Raw genomic sequence first — 17391 nt, forward strand, 5'->3', positions numbered from 1 at the left:
GTCTTCGTATGTTTTGCATAGTGTTATTAAAAAATAATGACTGAGCTAAAATTATTCGCTAGAATCTTCGCCAATGGACTTTCTTAATCAGCTGTCATTTATTAAAATTAATAGGAAAGGAAAGTATGCCAATTTTAACAGGTACGCAGGAAGACAGTGCTACTGATGAAAAATTAAAACAAGCTAATATTAATCTATCCGCTGCTTATACAAAGTATCATTCTAATGAAATTCAGTTTAATCAACTTAATTTAAATAAGAAATTATTAGAAAAATTAAAAACTGATTTTGATAAATTAATTAATACCTTTGCAGAAAATTCAAGCCTTTTCTCACGGGTCGCTATATTTTGGGGTAAATTGGCTGCGTGGCAAAAAGTTGTTCTTGGTACTGTTCTCATTGCCCCCATGTTTATTGCAGCTCTTATGTTACATCTCATCCCGTTGCTTGTTGTAAGCTTAAGTGTTCTTTTTATGTTTACTGTAAGTTGTTTCTTTCTTAATAATCATTATAAACACTGTGAAAAGGATAAAGAAAAGTTAAGGCAAGGATTCTTAAGTTTTGCAACTATTATTTCAGAAGTTATAACTTCACTTAATAAATTACATAGCCAATTGTGGCTTGAAATTGAAAAAATACATCAAGAGAGACAAATTTTATCTGATCAGCTTATAAAGTTACATAAAGAAATGAATGGCATGAAAGAGCAAGTGATATCATTGTCCAAAGCAAAGGAAGAGCTTCATACAACACAAAATCAACTAGAATGTCTTGTTGAAGAACTCTCATTAAGAGTTCAAGAACAAGCAAATTTATTAGAGCAATATAGCTTAAAATTAGAGCAGATAACATTATCTACAGAGCTTAGGCAAGCTGAATTATCATTACAAATTGCTCAATTAAATCAAACCAATGAAACACTTGAGTTAGAATTAAAGAAAGCAAAACAGGTCACTAATATTTTACAGGGTTCATTACAAGTATTATCAGGAACAATAATTACAGATAAAGAGCAGCGCACTTATTTTCAGCAGCGCTTACAGGAATTCGTAACAAATGAGGAGCTAACTCTAGCACACTTTGCTCATAGTTTGTTGGAGACAGGGAATAAATTATGTAAAGTACAAATGGATTTTGAGCGTCTCAATGAAGACCATAGTTCTCTATTAAACCAACAAGAAATTCAAATTGAGCGACTAGAACAAGTTGTAAGTGAACGAATCAACATAGCTAGTACATTAAACAATGTAGGTTTATTTCCTAATCCTAAGCCAGAAAGACTGAGCTTAGAAAAGAACACTACATATTCTATTTCTTCTTCAGCCAATAGCTAATTTTAAATTAATTTTAGAAACGTTACTTTGAGATAAGATAAATTCTTGTGTTAATTATACCCAATATTGAAGTTCAAAAAAAACTTGATTTGCTTTTAAGTAGCCACTCCAATTTTTGGTATTAACAATACCATTAGAGTTAGTATATAGTTTAGATGACGTATTAAATTTTCCACCATTAAAATACCGATAACCAATATTAATTCCTAAATAACTTTGATTCGGATTAAAGCTTAATCCAGCGGAGCCTTGCCAAGCAAAGCTATTTGTATTGTTTGCAGAACCAATAGAACTTGTAGAGCCAATAGCAGTATCTGCTACGGTAGTGCTGCCAACTGTATAAAAATTATATACCTGATTGTGGGCATATCCTATACCTCCACTGACAAAAGGTATAATATTAACTCTAAAGTTAGCTAAGTTTTGAGAAGAATGTAAGAGACAATTAATCAATAAAGCACGGTTATCTAATTGGAAAAAACGAGTTCTAGCATTTCCAGTAAACGCAGTTTGAATAGTTTGTTCACCAGTTTGAAATTTTTGATAATTAAATACCTCATGATTTAGATAGCTAATTCCTACATCAATAAATTCTAGAGCTTTCATGCCAATAGCGAAAGTATAAAACCCTCTATCACCAAGGCTTGCATCATAACCTTCAACAGCAGGATCCCATTGAGCAGGATCAGGATTATAAATACCAGGCTTTTCGGTCCAAGAGAATCCTGTTCCTACAGAAGCAAACCATGAGTAATCAGAAGAAATAAATTCACCAATAGTGCCTGCATGCAGAGGGAAGGCTAGAAAGAGACATACTAAGCCAATCTTCTTACTCACATTAATATCCCTATTAAACAAAGGTGATAATTATCACAGAGAATTTCTTCTCTCTCAACCTCTTTTAAACTACTACAAAACGAAACACACTTTAAGATAGTTAATATATTGTTTAACGGTAGAGGGTTTTTCAATGATATATATCAAAACTAGAGCAGATCATTAGCATTAGAGATTAATCTGGTAATTAATTTTGTTTAAATTGCTATTATTATGAGCAATCGCAAATAACATTGTAAGAAAATAAAGCATAAATTGATATTAGTGAAATTTTAATATTAAATTTAAGCAAAAATAATTTGGCGGAATTAAGCTTAATTATTTGAAAATTAAAATATTTCTCTACTAAGTAGCCTATTAAGAATAGGCTCTGTAACTTAAAAAAACTAATCAATTAATTATATTATTGCTTTATTAATTCTCAAATTGTTATATAATTAAACACAAGCCAGACTAAGAAAATGTATTTAATATAAATAAACCATTTTATTTAAATAAAGTGCTTCATTCAACCTTTAACGTTACTGAGCTTCTATTAGAGCAAATTATGTCTTTAAAGAATTAGGGATGGATTGTTAAAGGAAAAAAGGAAAATGAAAATTGAAAAATACTTAATAATTTTGATATTGCTTGGAAATTTCAATTTTGCTTATAGTATAAATATCACTAACTCCTTTATAAAAATTGATCGTTGTACTAACATCAATTTAGCCAATGAGGCGCCTTATCTTATACCTCCAGATATCAAAAAATTTAGGCACTATAGGAATGTAATTTTAAGTAATTTATTTAAGCCCTTTCATGTTGTCCATGATTTAATTTTGAGTGAACATCATCCTGCCGTGTTACATGCAAAATTTGATTATGATTGGGTTTTGCATAAGGACTTGGAAGATGAGTATATTCATACTTATCTTTATGCAGATCATACTAAGCAATGGCGTTATTTAGGAAAATTTAAAACGGATTTAAATGGCGAGGTATTTATACCCTTAAACCAACGACTAACACCTGGAGATTATTTAGTTCGTATGTTCGTAGAAGGAGATGGAAGCTCAGCTGATGGCTTAATCAGTATAATTAATCCTAAACATCAAGCGATAGTTTTTGACATTGATGGGACGTTAACTCTTTCCGATTTTGAAATAGTTAAAGATTTTTTATCATTGTCAATAGCTGCTCCTTATTATTATGCAGCAGAAGTATTAGATGCTTATAAGCAAAAAGGGTATGAAATAATTTTTCTTACTGCACGTCCTTATTGGATGGCTTCTGTATCTAGAGAGTGGTTAGAAAATATCTTATTTTATCCTCCCTGGCCACTGAAGACTAGAAATTCACTATTGTTACGAGAAAGCACAGCACAATTTAAAGGCAATTATTTAAAAGATCTCATAAAAGAAAAACAGTTAAATATTATACGTGCTTACGGTAATGCCATGACAGATATAGAGGCTTATGAACTTGCAGGGATACCTAAAAAAGATACATTTATCATTGGCCCTAATGCTGGTAAAAAAGGAACTACTCCAATCAAGCAAAATTATTTTAATCATTTTTATGAAATTGTAGCGCCAACACCTTTAGCATCCTGTAAAAATAATTAATTTTGCAAAAAATTGATAAATAATGTGTACTTCATCTTCAACTAGTAGTTAATTTAGAATGGCCTTCTTTAACCCTCTGCCCTTATTTTTCTAACGTATAATGATCGAATATAAAAACATTATAAATATCAATTCTTCTAATACTTTAAGTGTAAAAGTTCGTTAAATTAAGAGTAATATAAATATTTAAAATTGTTCATGTTACATGATTTTAGTTGATATAATATTTTTTCACTGCAGAAAAAGTGATACTCTCTGGCTTTAAGAAGCAAATTAAAATGAAATGCACTACCGAATAAAAGTATATGTTAATGTTGATCTGGTTGAATCAATTAAAACTATGCCTTCAAGTGTATCTAAACTCAACTTAATGGGCTGTGATTTAAGTAAAATACCAACAGAAAAGATTATTCAAGCGTTTCAAGTTATACCTTCTACAGTGGTTGATCTTGATTTAACACTTACTAGATTAGGTTTAAAGACTGCCGAAGAATTAGTACAGATATTTAAAGCCATTCCTGCTAGCGTATATTCTCTTAACTTGGGCCTGAACATACTTAATTCCAGAACTTCAGATGAATTAGCGCAAGCATTGCAGGCAATTCCCTCTTCAATTATTAAATTGGATTTAAACCAGAATGCATTAGGGAGTACACCGACAACAGATATAGAGAAAATATTTAAAGCTATCCCCTCAACAGTTAATAGTCTTAACTTAAGTGGGAATTTTTTTGGCACTCTCTCCACAACAAAATTAATAGAAGCTTTTAAAGCACTTAATAATATCATTGAGCTGAATCTAAGTTCAAACATGTTAAATTTAAAAAAGGCAGCTAAATTATTAAACATATTTAACGCCCTCCCCTCAACGGTTACAATTCTCAACTTGCAAAAAAATGGCATAAATTTACTTGACGCACATAAATTATTAATCCTTAAAAATTCTTTACAATATATAAAAAAAATCTCATTTTGCTTAAGTGAAGTTTATGCTATGACAAACTTACAAAGACAGGCTTTGAAAGCAGTATTTACCAATATTGAGAAGGTACAGCTTGTAAATACAAATAGTGAAAAAATAGCCAACCAGAATATTCAGTTATCTGAACGGTATGCTTGGGAATTAGGTGATAAACAAAATCCGCCCTCTCTTCTTAATTGGGCTGCCTTTTATGTTAGTAAAAATAACTCTAATATTAATGAATTATCTTTAGGTAACGAGCTTAAAGAAATTCTTCATTTCTAGAGCTAATAACTCTTAAAATAAATAACTATTATAGTTAACTATTTGTTGGTTGTAAGAACAATCCATAATTTAAGTCTGGTTATTTTTTGAAATTTCTATGACTAGAATCATGAGATAAATTTTCTGAGTCCCTACTATTACTTGGTGTTAAATCAGCAAAGAAACCTGGTGCTTGGCTTAAACTACCTACTCGCTCTTTTAATCTTTTATAACTTGGGTATTTATCCATTAATTGTTTTTCAGTCTTTTCTGATTCTCTTTTTATAGTTTTAAGATTATCTTCAAAAGTATTAATTTTATTTTGTAGAGTTTTCTGTGTGCCTCTCAAAGTTTGATATTCTTTATCATAATGATTTAAATAATTTTGGCTATTTTCCATAAAAAGAGAACTCAATTGTTTTGCAATAGCATGGAGGCTACTTGGAGAAAGTTGGCTATCGTCAATATACATATTGACTGCGTTATTGTTTGCACTACGTCGAGCTAATATTGTATCAACTATATTTCTAACATGTGCTGTCTGTGAATGTAAATTGTGATAGCTAGTTGCTAGTACAGGAGTAGGTGCGGGTACTCCTTGATTTGGACTTATAGTTCTCAAATGAACATCAGCTACTCTATGTAGAGAAACTAAATTATCCTCTATCTGAGTTTGCCTATCTGATAGATCAAGCGAGATTGAATCATTAGTGATATCTGGCAAATTGCCAAGAAGAATTTCAAAATCACTACGATGTTGAACAACTGAACTTCTAGCATAATCAATTTCTTGTAACTGTTTCTCAACTTTAGTTAATTCGACCTTTGTAGCTTCTAAAGCAAGCTTTATATCATATGCTTGTTTTTCTAGATTCTCTAATTGACTTAATAAGTATAATGGAATTTCAGCTTCTACGCCTTTAGAAGAACTTTTATCTTTATTTAAAAGCTTATCAATCTGAGCCTGGACAGTTTCACAAAATCTCTTAAATTGTTCATCTTCTTTATAAGCTAATTTAAGAAGCAAGTAGGCTAAAAGTTGCTGTTTATACGCCAGCTCTAGATTTATTTGTTTAAAAACAAATTCCTCTTGCTTGGCAATCTTAATTAATTCTTCTAGGATCATTTCACGTACAATCTTTCCTGAATGTGTATTTAAGAATGAAATAACTTGGGTTGAGTCTTGTAATCCATGTTGAGCTATAAATTTTTCACCTAAATTCCCTTTAAGCCACTTGCTAAGAGTTGATTCATTTAAGGTAATTTGATCGCCACTAGCATCAGATAATAATAGAAAATTAGGAGACGTAATTGGGGGTAGTTCTGCAGAATCCGCAGGTTTTGTAACTGCCATAACCCTAACCTCATTTAAAGACATAGGATAATTATATCAAAATCATTGATATTTTTAAATACTTTTTGGTTGTTTTTTTATCAATTATTATGGGAGGTGTTTAGACTTGGCTTTCTATCACAAAAATGAATAAACTTATAAATATTTTTTAGCACATTAATCATTAAATAAAAATGACTACATAAATGGTTGTAGAATCAAATATCCTTAAATAATTTAAATATATTTTTCCATTAAATTAGCTATTTAAGTAAATGAATTAATACAAGTTTTAGATATTCATTAAAGTTCAATTAATTCAGTTATTAATTTTAATCATTTTGCAGCCAAAAAGCTTACTGTTATTTTGATATAATTTGACATAACTGTTTATTTAATGCACCCCCTTTGATATAGTTAATTTAATAATCGCTGCGGCAAATAAGGACATAGATGAGAATTTTACTTACCGGTTGTGCAGGTTTTATTGGCATGCATACTGCTTTGCGTTTTTTACTGGATGGAGAAGAAGTCATAGGTGTTGATAACCTTAATAATTACTATGATGTGAATTTGAAAAAAGCGCGCCTAAATCAGCTAAATTCTAGTCCGGATTTTAAATTCTATGAGTTAGATGTGAGTGATAAACAATCGATTAAAGAACTATTTATTACTGAAAAGCCGCAAAAAGTTGTTCACTTAGCTGCTCAAGCAGGCGTTCGATATTCTTTGATAAATCCTCATTCTTATATTGATTCAAATATTCAAGGTTTTATGAATATTCTAGAGGGGTGCCGCTACAATAATGTCCAACATCTAGTTTATGCCAGCAGCTCTAGTGTCTATGGTAGCAATACTTCCTTGCCATTTGATGAATCCCAAAATATTGATCATCCAATAAGTCTTTACGCTGCAACAAAAAAAGCCAATGAGTTAATGGCACATACATATAGTCATTTATATAACTTATCCACTACTGGTTTACGTTTTTTTACAGTGTATGGTCCTTGGGGACGTCCAGATATGGCTTTATTTAAATTCACGCAAGCTATTCTAGCAAATAAACCAATTGATATTTATAACCATGGCAAAATGGTAAGAGATTTTACCTATATTGATGATATTGTAGAAGGAGTTATACGAATCACCCGTAAGCCTGCAACAGCCCATATCAATTTTGATGCAGCAAATCCAAATCCAGCAATTAGCAATGCTCCCTATCGAGTTTTTAATATTGGAAATAATCATCCAGTTCCCTTAATATCCTACATTAGCGCCCTAGAGGAAGCCCTAGGTATACAAGCACAAAAGAATTATTTGCCTATGCAACTTGGCGATGTTCCAGCAACAGCATCTAATACCGAAGCACTTAATCAATGGATAGATTTTAAGCCGGATACACCAATCTCTAAAGGAATTAAAAATTTTGTCGATTGGTATAAATCCTACTATAAGGTAGATAACCCAGTAATTTAATTAAATAAAATCAAGATTGTGTAATTGATACTGATCAATTTGTTAAATCGAGGGAAAACATATGAAGCATGTCCCTAATGAAGGAATTAATAAGATTAAAAAACTTTTTATTGCTACCTCCGATTTTTTCGAAATCTAGTGAAGCTGATACTATCATACTATATGTGCCAACGCCTTTAAATAAATACCGCGAACTTGATGTAAGCTTTGTTTTGCAAACGATAGATTCCCTGTAGCTTTTTTCCAAAAAGAACAATTAGTTTCTCTTGAAAGTACAACTTATCCCTAATACGGCACAAGAGGGATTAAAGCCTAGGATTGAAAATACAAGCCTAAAAGTTGGATAGGCAGGATATTTTTCTTGTCTATTTACCAGAACGTGAAAATCCAGGTAACCCTAATTTTCTACAGCAACTATTCCAAAAGTATGTGGAGGAAATACTGAACATTGCACTGCAGATTGGGCTCTATATTCTTCAATTATTCACCATATTGTTTTATTTTCTAATATAAAAGTAGCTGAGATGACTAAACTTCTTAAGAATACTCATTGTTCTATAGATATTGGATTAGTTAATGAAATTAAAATACTAGCTGATAAAATTGATATTGATATTCATGAAGTCATTGAAGCAGTAGCTACAAAACTGAAAGGTTTGGTAGCTTGTAATCCAGGCCCGGGAATTGGTGGACATAGTATTCCTTGACCCATTTTTACTTAACCTGGAAGGCACGTAATTATGTAATACACACTCGTTTATAGAATTAGCTGGTGAGATTAATAGCCACATGCCCCACTGAGTCGTTAAGAAAGTTGCTCACGCTATGAATGCTATAAAAATAGTCGTATTTTGGTACTTGGCATTGCCTAGAAAAAAGATGTTGATAACGTACGTGAATCTTCATCTATAGAAATAATGGAATTACTACAAGAAAGAGGCGTTTTTGTTGATTACTCTGATCCGTATTTCCTCCTTTTCCACAAATGTCATTAATAAAACTAAGATTAAGAATTTAAAAACAAAGACAACCTAAATTACCTATTTTAGGAACTCTTTAGTTACACCAATAGTTTTAGAAGATAGAAAATTTTTATTTTTATCAAGAGTTCCTTTTTTATATAAATCAATAACATTTAAGGATTTTAGATAAAAAATAAAATAATACCGAAAGAAAGATAAGAGCGGATGCTGAATTCAAATAATTACTCTCAATAGCTAAAGATAGTTCACTAGCCATACGAAATGTTACTTTAATTTATTGCTCGTTTGGTTTGGGTTTGTGGGTCAAAGAAATTGCTTTATTAACTACTGCCGATGTGGCTAATAGCCATTATTAACTACTTGATGAGGTGTGTTTAAAGCGAGCTATGACAAAGGAGAAAAACAACACTATGCGTACTTAACTAATAAAAAATTGTGCGATGCCTTACAAGTTTACCTTAATCACTTAAAGTGAAATAGCATGCCTCGTCATAAACCTTTATTCCAGATATAACAACGAAGTCGCTTTACACCAAATGCCTAAAATGATTTAGAGCTCTTTATGATAAAGCGGGCATGGTGCAAGCTCACATTCGGGAGATCGTAATTTCACTAAACTGACTGAGCAAGGTGTTGACATTAAGGAATTCTCCCTTTTTAGCTGGCCGTTACTATAATTATTTATGTTGACGCTAACCTTGATAGATTTAAGTGAATTGCGGCAAATTTAGCTTTAATATAATGTTAAATTAGTTTGATTTTGGAAACTTTATTAATAATCTAATTTAATATTATTAATGTGCTAAATTTTAATATCTTATAAAGATAGAATTAATTTAACTATAAATTTTATAAATTGCTACCTATAGTGGTTATTTATTCATTATTATGGCTTCTATAGCTTAAGTTAATAATTTTCCTAAAATACTATTTGATTATAAAAGTTAAGTTATATAGATATATTGTTAGACACCTATCTCTCAAATATAGGTTTAAAAATATATTATTTTTAAATTGCTTCTATTAAATTTTAAGCAGCTTCATTAATATATAAATTATATTCTAAGTCTGAAATTTCCATTTCGCAGAAATTTAGTTGCTGATTTAATTGCTCATATTTTTTATACTCCTCATCATGAAGATGAGGTTCAGCTTGTTTATTTTCTAAAGTGAAACAATATTTTTCAAATTGCTTATTAACTTGTAAACGTAATTGCTCTGCCCTAACTAGCAGTTCATTTAGATATGTTCTTTTGTGTAATTGATTAGTCTCTTTCTCAAGTAGAGGCTGAATAGCATCTTTGCATTCTTCTATTTCTTTCTTTAATAATGAAGCTTCTAGTTTTAATTGGCCGCAACGTTTTCCGATACTTTGAATAAGTAAATCATTTATGGAATTTTTCTGATCCTGTTTATATAAAATTTCTTTTAAATGACGCTGTTCACAAGCGATTAATCGATTAATTTCTTCTAGCTGAGCTTTTTTACTGAGAAGCAAGTTATTTTTTTTATACTTTAAATTAGTATGTGGTACTTTTTTAAAAAAATAACCATAATCTGTATGATTATAAAAACCTTTAGGGGTTAGCCAACGCTTTTCTCTTAATAATTTTGCAATAATTTGGACTTTATGGCGAGTAGTTTCAACATTTTTTAACTGTGCTTGATTAGTAACTGTGAAAACAATCTCTGCAAAAATCTGTTCCGGTGAGGAAAATTTTATATGGTGTTGCTTTTGCAAGTTGCTCATCATGCCTTTAATATAGTTTTTAGTTTGCTCATCTATCCGTTCTCCTATTATTTTCTCTACAGTAAAATAGGGATAATTTCTTTGTACCTCTGATTTTGACATATTATTTTCTATTTTATCCTTTTGACTAACAATATTGTTAATTAAATAATTATAGTTTTGATCTTTATATATAGGTGTTGACAGATTGTCTTTTTCGATTCGGTCATTTTGGTACAAAAAAGAACAGCCCTTTGATTCAGTTTCGATTTTTTGGGAAATAGGAATCTTTTTTATATCAGTAGATTGTAAAGAGTGAATCAGCTTATCAGTTATGCGAATATAAAGTCGTTTTGTAACTTTGAAAGACCCTTTTTTATTAGATGCGCTTAACTTACATGTTTTTTCTAATAGACCATTATTTACTAGTTCCTTTAGATAACGTCCGACGGTTCTTTCCGATATTGCTAGCTCATTAGCTATCTCTGTAATACTTCGTGTAAACCAAATTTGATTATTTCCTAAGGTGTATTTAGATATTTGCCACCAGTAGATACATTTATCTAAAAATACAGCTTTTTTAGGATTATCAGTTAAGAACATCAATTTTTTAAAATGTGTATGAAAAATTGAACATAAGTTCCCCATAGATAATTTCCTTATCTTATTGAATTTTTAGAGGAACATAGCTAAAATAAAAGTTGAGAGATCCAAGAGCTATGAAAACTATTTCATAACCTTTGGAGGTTTTAGCTTTGTTCCCAGTTTTATGTTTTTTTAGAAGCCAAATTAGTTTGCCCACTAATTTGGCTTCTAAAGTTAAAATCAAATTTTCTTATCTATCATTCTTAATCACCTTTTTACTCAGCTTTCGCTAGTCCTTGTTTTAATATTAATCTAACTAACAAATAATTATTTTTAAAATATAGCTTTCCTAACTAGATCTTATACTTTCCTTTAGCGAATTTGTCAAATGAGATTTTAACGTAACTTATTGAAAATTAAGTATAAATATATACTATATTATATTAAATTACCTTAATATATATTAAGGTAATTTATGTATGCCTAATATAGTTTAATATATACGAATATATATTAATATATACTGGTATATGATGGTATATTGTCATATATATATTGGCTTGTTATGATTGATTAAAAAAATAATAGGAGCCAAAATGTCGAATGTTATTGTAGTAGGTGGAGAAAAAGGAGGTACAGGAAAAACTACTGTTGCGGTGAATATGGCAATTATGAGAGCTTTAAAAGGGCATGATGTACTCTTTGTTGATGCTGATAAACAACGTTCAGGCGCTAGATTTTTTGATAGGCGAAATGAAAATGGCGTAAAGCCGGAGATAACTTGTATAAGTATCTTAGGTAAACATCTAAATTCAGAATTAGATAGATTATCTTCAAGATATGAAGATATTATTGTTGATGTAGGTGGTCGAGACTCAATAGAATTGAGATCAGCTTTGGTAGCTAAATCTGTATCAAACTGGTACTCTCCTATACAGCCATCTGAGTTTGATATGGATACGCTTGAAACAATCGAAGAGCTTTCAGAATTATCACATACTTATAATCCTAATTTAAAAACTTATATTATTTTAAATGCTTGTTCGACACATGCTCAAACAAAAACAACAGAAGAAGCAAGGTTGGTTATTAAAGATTCTTTTCCTACGCTTTTACTTTGTAATACTACTATTGGTCACCGTGTATCTTTTAAATATTCTATTTCTAATTCTTGGTCTGTAGTTGAATTTGAAGCTAACGAATATAAACAACTTCCTCCTTATAGGGCGCAAAAATATCTACATAAAGCAAGTAACGATATTATTTCTTTATATGAAGAGATATATCAAGAGAAATTCTTATCAATAACTGAAATGGCAAAGCTTGAAGAAGAGGTTTTATTATGACATTAGGATCTCATTATAAAAATAGAATTAAAAGTAAACAATTTAAAACGGTAGATGAATTTATTGAGGATGCAAATAACATTGATAATTCAAAAGAAGCAGTTAAAAAGCCTTCCCAGGAAGATATCTTGCTTACATTTGCAGGAAAGATTGATAGAGAAAAAGAGTGTGAGAAAAAGCCTGTGTTACTGTATTTAAAAAAAGATATAGCCAATGATATTGCTCATTATTGTCATGGAAATAAGCAAGGAATTATGAATTATCTTTTGCGAAAGGGCCTTGATGAGCTTATAAAAAATAATAAATTACAATTAATAATTGAATGAAGCTTAATGTAATATATATTTATATATATAAGTATATATAGGAATATACTAGTATACATTAAATTTATAAATCTGTACTATAATTTACCTAGCAAATCCAGATAAAAACATTTTGTATATTTACAGTTAACCATCCTGCGTCCATAGCGAAGATAGCTTATAAATCTAAAAATAGAATTTTGCTATTTCAATAAAGCCCAGAAGTGACTGTCCTGCAATTATGTTAGACCTACAATTAATTACGAACTTATTTTCTGATCTAGTAACTTCCCTTTAATGAGGGCTCTAAATAAAATTATTCACAATTTCTGGGGATAACTCTGTGTAAAACATTTTAATAAAGATGGTTTAACAAAAATTAATACCTAAATAATTTTTATCTTTTTGTATAATTATAAAATCTATTTGAATTTTTGTATAAATTAATATTGTAAGTTTAGATACTACACTATAAAAATATTTCGCTAATTTGGGAGCCTATCTTTAGGTTATGCCTATTAGTTTATAATTGGAATTAACTCAAGTAAAAGAGCACTTATATGTCTAAAGTGAATTTTTGTGTATATAATGAGCAATGTCCTTCGCGTAACGTTTTAGAAAAAATCAGTGATAAATGGTCAATTTTAATTATCAATTTACTCTTATATAAAACCTTGCGCTTTGGTGAGTTAAAGCGAGAACTTGGCGGTATTTCTCCTAAAATGCTAACTCAAACACTAAGTAAGTTAGAGCGCCTAGGGTTTATTAATAGAAAACCTTTTCCTGTTTTACCTATGAGAGTCGAATATTCATTAACAGCTTTAGGACATGAGCTAGGTATTATTCTTAACGCACTTAAAACATGGACTGAAGCAAATATCGAGACAATACTGACTGCGGAGAGTAAATTTTTAAAATCGCTTTAACTATTATTTTATCCAAACCACTTTAATAACGTGCTTTTACCTAAATTATCATATACATATGATAAGTATAGATTTAATTCATGCTCATAATTTGTATCTGATTTATCTTCGGAAGTTATAGGTTCGTGATGGAAGAATATACCGCCTAAATACCGGTTACAGAAGTCAAGATAATCTCTGGTAAAGAGAATAAATGTATGCCACATATTATCAATGTCCGCCATTTCTGGATGAATGATACAAGAAAAATTTAATAAAGGATTATTAGGATCTTTTTCTCTATCTGAGCTATGTTTAAGGCAAAGCCAGATAAACTTCATTAATTCCTTTAAAGCTTCTTTAGAATGCATTTTAGCATTAGGATAATCTTTAGAATAACGCGCGGTAATTCTATCATTTTTATAGGCGGTGATTAGCTTTAATCTAGGGTTATACATTATATTAAGTATCCTATTATTTAAAGCATCCTATTTTTAAAACAGGATGCTCACAATTACTATCCTATACATGTTCCTGGACCACACCATCCTTTACCTCTTTTTAAAAGTTTCCTTTGAACAATTTTTTTAATGATTTTTTCTTTCATATAATTTCCTTTATTATTAATTAATGATTTCTAAAGATACGAAAGTCATATTACTCAGTCAATTAGTTACCCGGCGGTAACCAATTTGGAAATTTAAATGAATAAAAAAAATTGGATTAATTATTATCAAATTACCCAACAAATTATGCAGCCGAGAGAACCTTTAATTAAAGCAATTGACTATTTAAATTACAAAAATAAATTAGACTTTGCTCCCTTAGCAATTGATCTTGGATGTGGTACAGGAGCAGATACAATTAAATTATTAGAGCTTGGATGGCCAGTGTTGGCAATTGATGCCAACGTAGAAGCAATAACAACTCTACATGCGCTATGTCCATTATTATTAAGGAATAGATTAATAATGAGGATAGCTAACTTTGAATCTGTAACATCTCTTCCATTCGCCTCATTAATTAATGCGAACTATAGCCTTCATTTTTTAAAATCCGATTCCTTCTATAAATTTTGGAGCTTAATCCTAACAGCATTACCTCCTGGTGGAATTTTTGCAGGAACATTTTTGGGAGTAAAGGATAGTTGGAATACGACAAACAGATTTAATATGACATTCTGGAGCATGGATGATTTAAATAATCTTCTCAAGCAATTTGACATTAAATGGTTTGCAGAGACAAAAAAAGAGGGAACAGATGCTTTAGGTAATAATAAATATTGGCATATCTATGCAATTGTTGCGAAGAAAAATTAAAATATTAATAATTTAAATTATTACGGTATAATTTAATTTTAGGAATAGTTAGGATTCAAGCTTTTAAATTGGTATTAATATAGAACTAAATAGTTAAGCCTCGTTTAATAATTTGCGTGAAATAGGAGTCTTTTCTACAGCGCTTCTAACTCATAGCTTACCTCTAAATTTAACTGCAATTCTTTGTCTAAGAGATTACTGTTATAATTAATTATGTTACTCAAATTAATTTGATTGAATTTAGATATAAATATATGTCAAAAAATATTATTGTTACAGGTGCTACCGGAGGGATAGGGAAAACATTATCTCATTTTTTATTCAAAAGAGAGTATCAGCTTACACTACTTTCCCGTGATAAAATTAAACTCTTTCACTTGCAAAATGAGCTACAAAACACCTCAAGCAAGAGCATAGATGTTCACACAATCGATTTTGCTAATCTTATTAGCATCGAAAATTATATTAATTTATTAGGACCTCCTCAGCCTAAATTTAATGGCGTAGTTATTATTACCCCTAAGCCCTTGACATCCGCTTCATTTTTACCATTTTCCTATGAATGGCAAGAACTTTTCAATACTTGTTTTATTGGGCCCATGGAATTAATCCGTTTAATACTGCCCTTTTTAAATAAATCTGCAAAGATAGTTATTCTTTCTGGAATTGCTTCCGTTCAGTATATGCCTGGTAAACCTCTTTATTCGGTTTTAAGAAAAATGTGGCTAGCTCAGGCAAAAGCTCTAGCCTATGAGTTAGGTCCAAAAGGAATTCGGGTTAATAGTATTTCGCCTGGCGGGGTAATGACCGAACAAGGAATTAAGAATATGCAAGAGAAAGCCATTGAAAAAAATCTTTCTTTTGAAGAGCAATATAGAGAATCTACTTCAAATGTTCCGCTAAGGAAATATGCATCTCCAGAAGAAATAGCAGTAATTATAGAGTTTTTCTTATCAGACAGTTCTAATCATATTACCGGTACTAATTTAGTTTGTGATGGCGGCTTTAATAGAGGATTTTAAAAATAAAAGCTTAAATTCGTATATAAGATTAAATTAATTCATAATCAGCTTTCAATCATTCAATTTTAAAGCTAAAAAATAGACCATGTATGGTTTTCTTATCGAGTAAGAATGAATTTTTTAATTGTATTAATTAATACTTAATTCTCGGAGTTTATATGTTTATTATAATTATTTGCCTTTTTATTGCTTGTTTATTTCCTTATTTAGCCAAGATCCCAGTAGCTCTTGCCATGAATAATAAATTAGGAGGTTATGACAATAATAATCCAAGAATACAACAAGCCTCACTTACAGGTTGGGGAGCACGAGCTCTTGCTGCACATAAAAATAGTTTTGAATCTCTTATTATCTTTTCAACAGCATGCTTAACAGCTATTGCTACTAAACATACAGGTTATGCGATCCAAATATTAGCAATAACTTATTTACTCATTAGGTGTTTATATCATGCTTTATATTTACTTAACTGGTCAACTTTGCGCTCAATTTTTTGGGCTATAGGTTATATCGCTTCTTTAATCATCATTTGGCTATGTATTCCATTTTCCTAGTTTAACTAAAGAAATTCTTAGGGATGGTATTTATTTGATCTACAATTTCTTGAGGAACATTTTTTAACTTAGTTTTATTTTTTACTGTATAAAAAGCAGCCCAATTTAGTAAAGTTGGGGGGAGGTTTTTATCCCCAAGTTCCCATTTGTAACGCGAAGTAATAAATGAATTAGAGTTTACTACTTTATTTCCTTGATCATCTAAAAAGATAATATGTTTTATATGAGGGAAAATTTCTTTAATCATCTGCCTACGGTGAGGTGACATTGCTTGAACTTCATTATAAGTTAGTTGAATAGTTTTTATATAAGGTAAGCAACCTTTAAGTCGAGCTAAATTTTCCTCTGACACCTCATGTAAATAGTTTTTCTTTAATCCAAGAGAAGTTACACTAGGTGGAATAGAAGCTAATGCTAGTGCAAGTTCACTTCCAACTTTATTCCAAAAACCATTTATAAAAATGGTGTTAATGTGTTTAGGAAAAGAGGTAAAAATTTTTGCTAATTCAGTACCCGTTTGTTTAGCAAAATTATTCCAAGTTAAAGTGAGGGAAGTTACATTAACAACTATGGCTTTAAATGCTTTCGTTAGTTCTTTATAGCTTCGAAGGTAAAAAAAATTCCAGCTTAAATCCAATGCAGTTACATGAGCAGGAATACCAGAAAATATCTCTCTCAATTCTGAACCTGTTTTATTACCAAGATTACTTTGACTTAAATCAAGCAAAAACATATCCTTACTTAAATTATTAATATTCTTTATTTGAGGTTCAGATTGCAAGTTAAGTTTCCTAAAGTAGCTATAACTAACTTAAGTGGTTATTGATGAAT

General features: G+C 30.3%; 16 protein-coding genes and 1 pseudogene. 12 read left to right on the forward strand and 5 right to left on the reverse strand.

Annotated elements, in window-relative coordinates; all coding sequences use genetic code 11:
- Nucleotides 1–125: 125 nt before the first annotated feature.
- The gene (locus ACQUW5_RS13250) at nucleotides 126–1334 is read left to right on the forward strand and encodes a coiled-coil domain-containing protein (RefSeq protein WP_444991743.1); all 1209 of its coding nucleotides are present in this window, start codon (nucleotides 126–128) and stop codon (nucleotides 1332–1334) included.
- A 54-nt stretch (nucleotides 1335–1388) separates the two neighbouring features.
- On the opposite strand, the gene ACQUW5_RS13255 is transcribed toward ACQUW5_RS13250, so the two are convergent.
- On the reverse strand, nucleotides 1389–2171 hold the full coding sequence (locus ACQUW5_RS13255) for an outer membrane protein (RefSeq protein WP_444991744.1): 783 nt from the start codon (nucleotides 2169–2171) through the stop codon (nucleotides 1389–1391).
- A gap of 593 nt (nucleotides 2172–2764) precedes the next feature.
- Between ACQUW5_RS13255 and ACQUW5_RS13260 the strand changes: the two genes are divergently transcribed.
- Both ACQUW5_RS13260 and ACQUW5_RS13265 read left to right on the forward strand, forming a co-directional pair.
- Nucleotides 2765–3778, forward strand: a complete 1014-nt coding sequence (locus ACQUW5_RS13260) for an LNS2 domain-containing protein (protein ID WP_444991745.1) — start codon at nucleotides 2765–2767, stop codon at nucleotides 3776–3778.
- Between the two features lie 283 nt (nucleotides 3779–4061).
- Entirely contained in the window at nucleotides 4062–5024 is a 963-nt protein-coding gene (locus ACQUW5_RS13265) for a leucine-rich repeat domain-containing protein (RefSeq protein WP_444991746.1), read from the forward strand.
- Nucleotides 5025–5103: 79 nt separating this feature from the next.
- Here the strand turns inward: ACQUW5_RS13265 and ACQUW5_RS13270 are convergent, their stop codons facing one another.
- Entirely contained in the window at nucleotides 5104–6357 is a 1254-nt protein-coding gene (locus ACQUW5_RS13270; RefSeq protein ID WP_444991747.1) for a hypothetical protein, read from the reverse strand.
- A 432-nt stretch (nucleotides 6358–6789) separates the two neighbouring features.
- On the opposite strand from ACQUW5_RS13270, the gene ACQUW5_RS13275 reads away from it, so the two are divergent.
- The 3 genes and pseudogenes from ACQUW5_RS13275 to ACQUW5_RS13285 form a co-directional block, all read left to right on the forward strand.
- Entirely contained in the window at nucleotides 6790–7812 is a 1023-nt protein-coding gene (locus ACQUW5_RS13275) for an NAD-dependent epimerase (protein ID WP_444991748.1), read from the forward strand.
- A gap of 524 nt (nucleotides 7813–8336) precedes the next feature.
- Entirely contained in the window at nucleotides 8337–8519 is a 183-nt protein-coding gene (locus ACQUW5_RS13280; protein ID WP_444991749.1) for a hypothetical protein, read from the forward strand.
- 177 nt (nucleotides 8520–8696) lie between these two features.
- Nucleotides 8697–8807, forward strand: a pseudogene (locus ACQUW5_RS13285) (hypothetical protein); the annotation flags it as partial.
- A 1018-nt stretch (nucleotides 8808–9825) separates the two neighbouring features.
- Here the strand turns inward: ACQUW5_RS13285 and ACQUW5_RS13290 are convergent.
- The gene (locus tag ACQUW5_RS13290) at nucleotides 9826–11127 is read right to left on the reverse strand and encodes a hypothetical protein (protein ID WP_444991750.1); all 1302 of its coding nucleotides are present in this window, start codon (nucleotides 11125–11127) and stop codon (nucleotides 9826–9828) included.
- A 578-nt stretch (nucleotides 11128–11705) separates the two neighbouring features.
- Between ACQUW5_RS13290 and ACQUW5_RS13295 the strand changes: the two genes are divergently transcribed.
- The 3 genes from ACQUW5_RS13295 to ACQUW5_RS13305 all read left to right on the forward strand — a co-directional run bounded on the left by ACQUW5_RS13295 (nucleotide 11706) and on the right by ACQUW5_RS13305 (nucleotide 13686).
- Nucleotides 11706–12455, forward strand: coding sequence for a division plane positioning ATPase MipZ (locus tag ACQUW5_RS13295; protein WP_444991751.1), 750 nt, complete (start codon nucleotides 11706–11708; stop codon nucleotides 12453–12455).
- Nucleotides 12452–12781, forward strand: a complete 330-nt coding sequence (locus ACQUW5_RS13300; protein WP_444991752.1) for a hypothetical protein — start codon at nucleotides 12452–12454, stop codon at nucleotides 12779–12781. The genes ACQUW5_RS13295 and ACQUW5_RS13300 overlap by 4 nt, the downstream gene beginning before the upstream one ends.
- Before the next feature lie 539 nt (nucleotides 12782–13320).
- On the forward strand, nucleotides 13321–13686 hold the full coding sequence (locus ACQUW5_RS13305) for a winged helix-turn-helix transcriptional regulator (protein WP_444991753.1): 366 nt from the start codon (nucleotides 13321–13323) through the stop codon (nucleotides 13684–13686).
- A gap of 8 nt (nucleotides 13687–13694) precedes the next feature.
- Here the strand turns inward: ACQUW5_RS13305 and ACQUW5_RS13310 are convergent, their stop codons facing one another.
- Nucleotides 13695–14123, reverse strand: coding sequence for a UCP032817 domain-containing protein (locus ACQUW5_RS13310; RefSeq protein ID WP_444991754.1), 429 nt, complete (start codon nucleotides 14121–14123; stop codon nucleotides 13695–13697).
- Between the two features lie 246 nt (nucleotides 14124–14369).
- On the opposite strand from ACQUW5_RS13310, the gene ACQUW5_RS13315 reads away from it, so the two are divergent.
- From ACQUW5_RS13315 to ACQUW5_RS13325, 3 genes are all read left to right on the forward strand, one after another.
- Complete coding sequence (locus ACQUW5_RS13315) at nucleotides 14370–14984, forward strand: class I SAM-dependent methyltransferase (RefSeq protein ID WP_444991755.1); 615 nt, start codon at nucleotides 14370–14372, stop codon at nucleotides 14982–14984.
- Between the two features lie 254 nt (nucleotides 14985–15238).
- A complete protein-coding gene (locus tag ACQUW5_RS13320) occupies nucleotides 15239–16006 on the forward strand; it encodes an SDR family oxidoreductase (protein WP_444991756.1) in 768 nt (255 codons plus the stop codon).
- A gap of 158 nt (nucleotides 16007–16164) precedes the next feature.
- Nucleotides 16165–16560: an MAPEG family protein gene (locus ACQUW5_RS13325; protein WP_444991757.1), complete on the forward strand. Its 396-nt coding sequence runs from the start codon at nucleotides 16165–16167 to the stop codon at nucleotides 16558–16560.
- A gap of 1 nt (nucleotide 16561) precedes the next feature.
- On the opposite strand, the gene ACQUW5_RS13330 is transcribed toward ACQUW5_RS13325, so the two are convergent.
- The gene (locus tag ACQUW5_RS13330; protein ID WP_444991758.1) at nucleotides 16562–17341 is read right to left on the reverse strand and encodes a hypothetical protein; all 780 of its coding nucleotides are present in this window, start codon (nucleotides 17339–17341) and stop codon (nucleotides 16562–16564) included.
- Between the last annotated feature and the right edge of the window lie 50 nt (nucleotides 17342–17391).

It is taken from the genome of Legionella pelazae (assembly GCF_052527395.1).

Bases quoted from the DNA above. Each gene is read 5' to 3' on its own strand.
- ACQUW5_RS13275 (WP_444991748.1), top strand. From the start codon at position 6,790: ATGAGAATTTTACTTACCGGTTGTGCAGGTTTTATTGGCATGCATACT.
- ACQUW5_RS13305 (WP_444991753.1), top strand. From the start codon at position 13,321: ATGTCTAAAGTGAATTTTTGTGTATATAATGAGCAATGTCCTTCGCGT.
- ACQUW5_RS13265 (WP_444991746.1), top strand. From the start codon at position 4,062: ATGCACTACCGAATAAAAGTATATGTTAATGTTGATCTGGTTGAATCA.
- ACQUW5_RS13325 (WP_444991757.1), top strand. From the start codon at position 16,165: ATGTTTATTATAATTATTTGCCTTTTTATTGCTTGTTTATTTCCTTAT.
- ACQUW5_RS13295 (WP_444991751.1), top strand. From the start codon at position 11,706: ATGTCGAATGTTATTGTAGTAGGTGGAGAAAAAGGAGGTACAGGAAAA.
- ACQUW5_RS13300 (WP_444991752.1), top strand. From the start codon at position 12,452: ATGACATTAGGATCTCATTATAAAAATAGAATTAAAAGTAAACAATTT.
- ACQUW5_RS13260 (WP_444991745.1), top strand. From the start codon at position 2,765: ATGAAAATTGAAAAATACTTAATAATTTTGATATTGCTTGGAAATTTC.
- ACQUW5_RS13280 (WP_444991749.1), top strand. From the start codon at position 8,337: ATGACTAAACTTCTTAAGAATACTCATTGTTCTATAGATATTGGATTA.
- ACQUW5_RS13270 (WP_444991747.1), bottom strand. From the start codon at position 6,357: ATGGCAGTTACAAAACCTGCGGATTCTGCAGAACTACCCCCAATTACG.
- ACQUW5_RS13315 (WP_444991755.1), top strand. From the start codon at position 14,370: ATGAATAAAAAAAATTGGATTAATTATTATCAAATTACCCAACAAATT.
- ACQUW5_RS13320 (WP_444991756.1), top strand. From the start codon at position 15,239: ATGTCAAAAAATATTATTGTTACAGGTGCTACCGGAGGGATAGGGAAA.
- ACQUW5_RS13310 (WP_444991754.1), bottom strand. From the start codon at position 14,123: ATGTATAACCCTAGATTAAAGCTAATCACCGCCTATAAAAATGATAGA.
- ACQUW5_RS13290 (WP_444991750.1), bottom strand. From the start codon at position 11,127: ATGTTCTTAACTGATAATCCTAAAAAAGCTGTATTTTTAGATAAATGT.
- ACQUW5_RS13250 (WP_444991743.1), top strand. From the start codon at position 126: ATGCCAATTTTAACAGGTACGCAGGAAGACAGTGCTACTGATGAAAAA.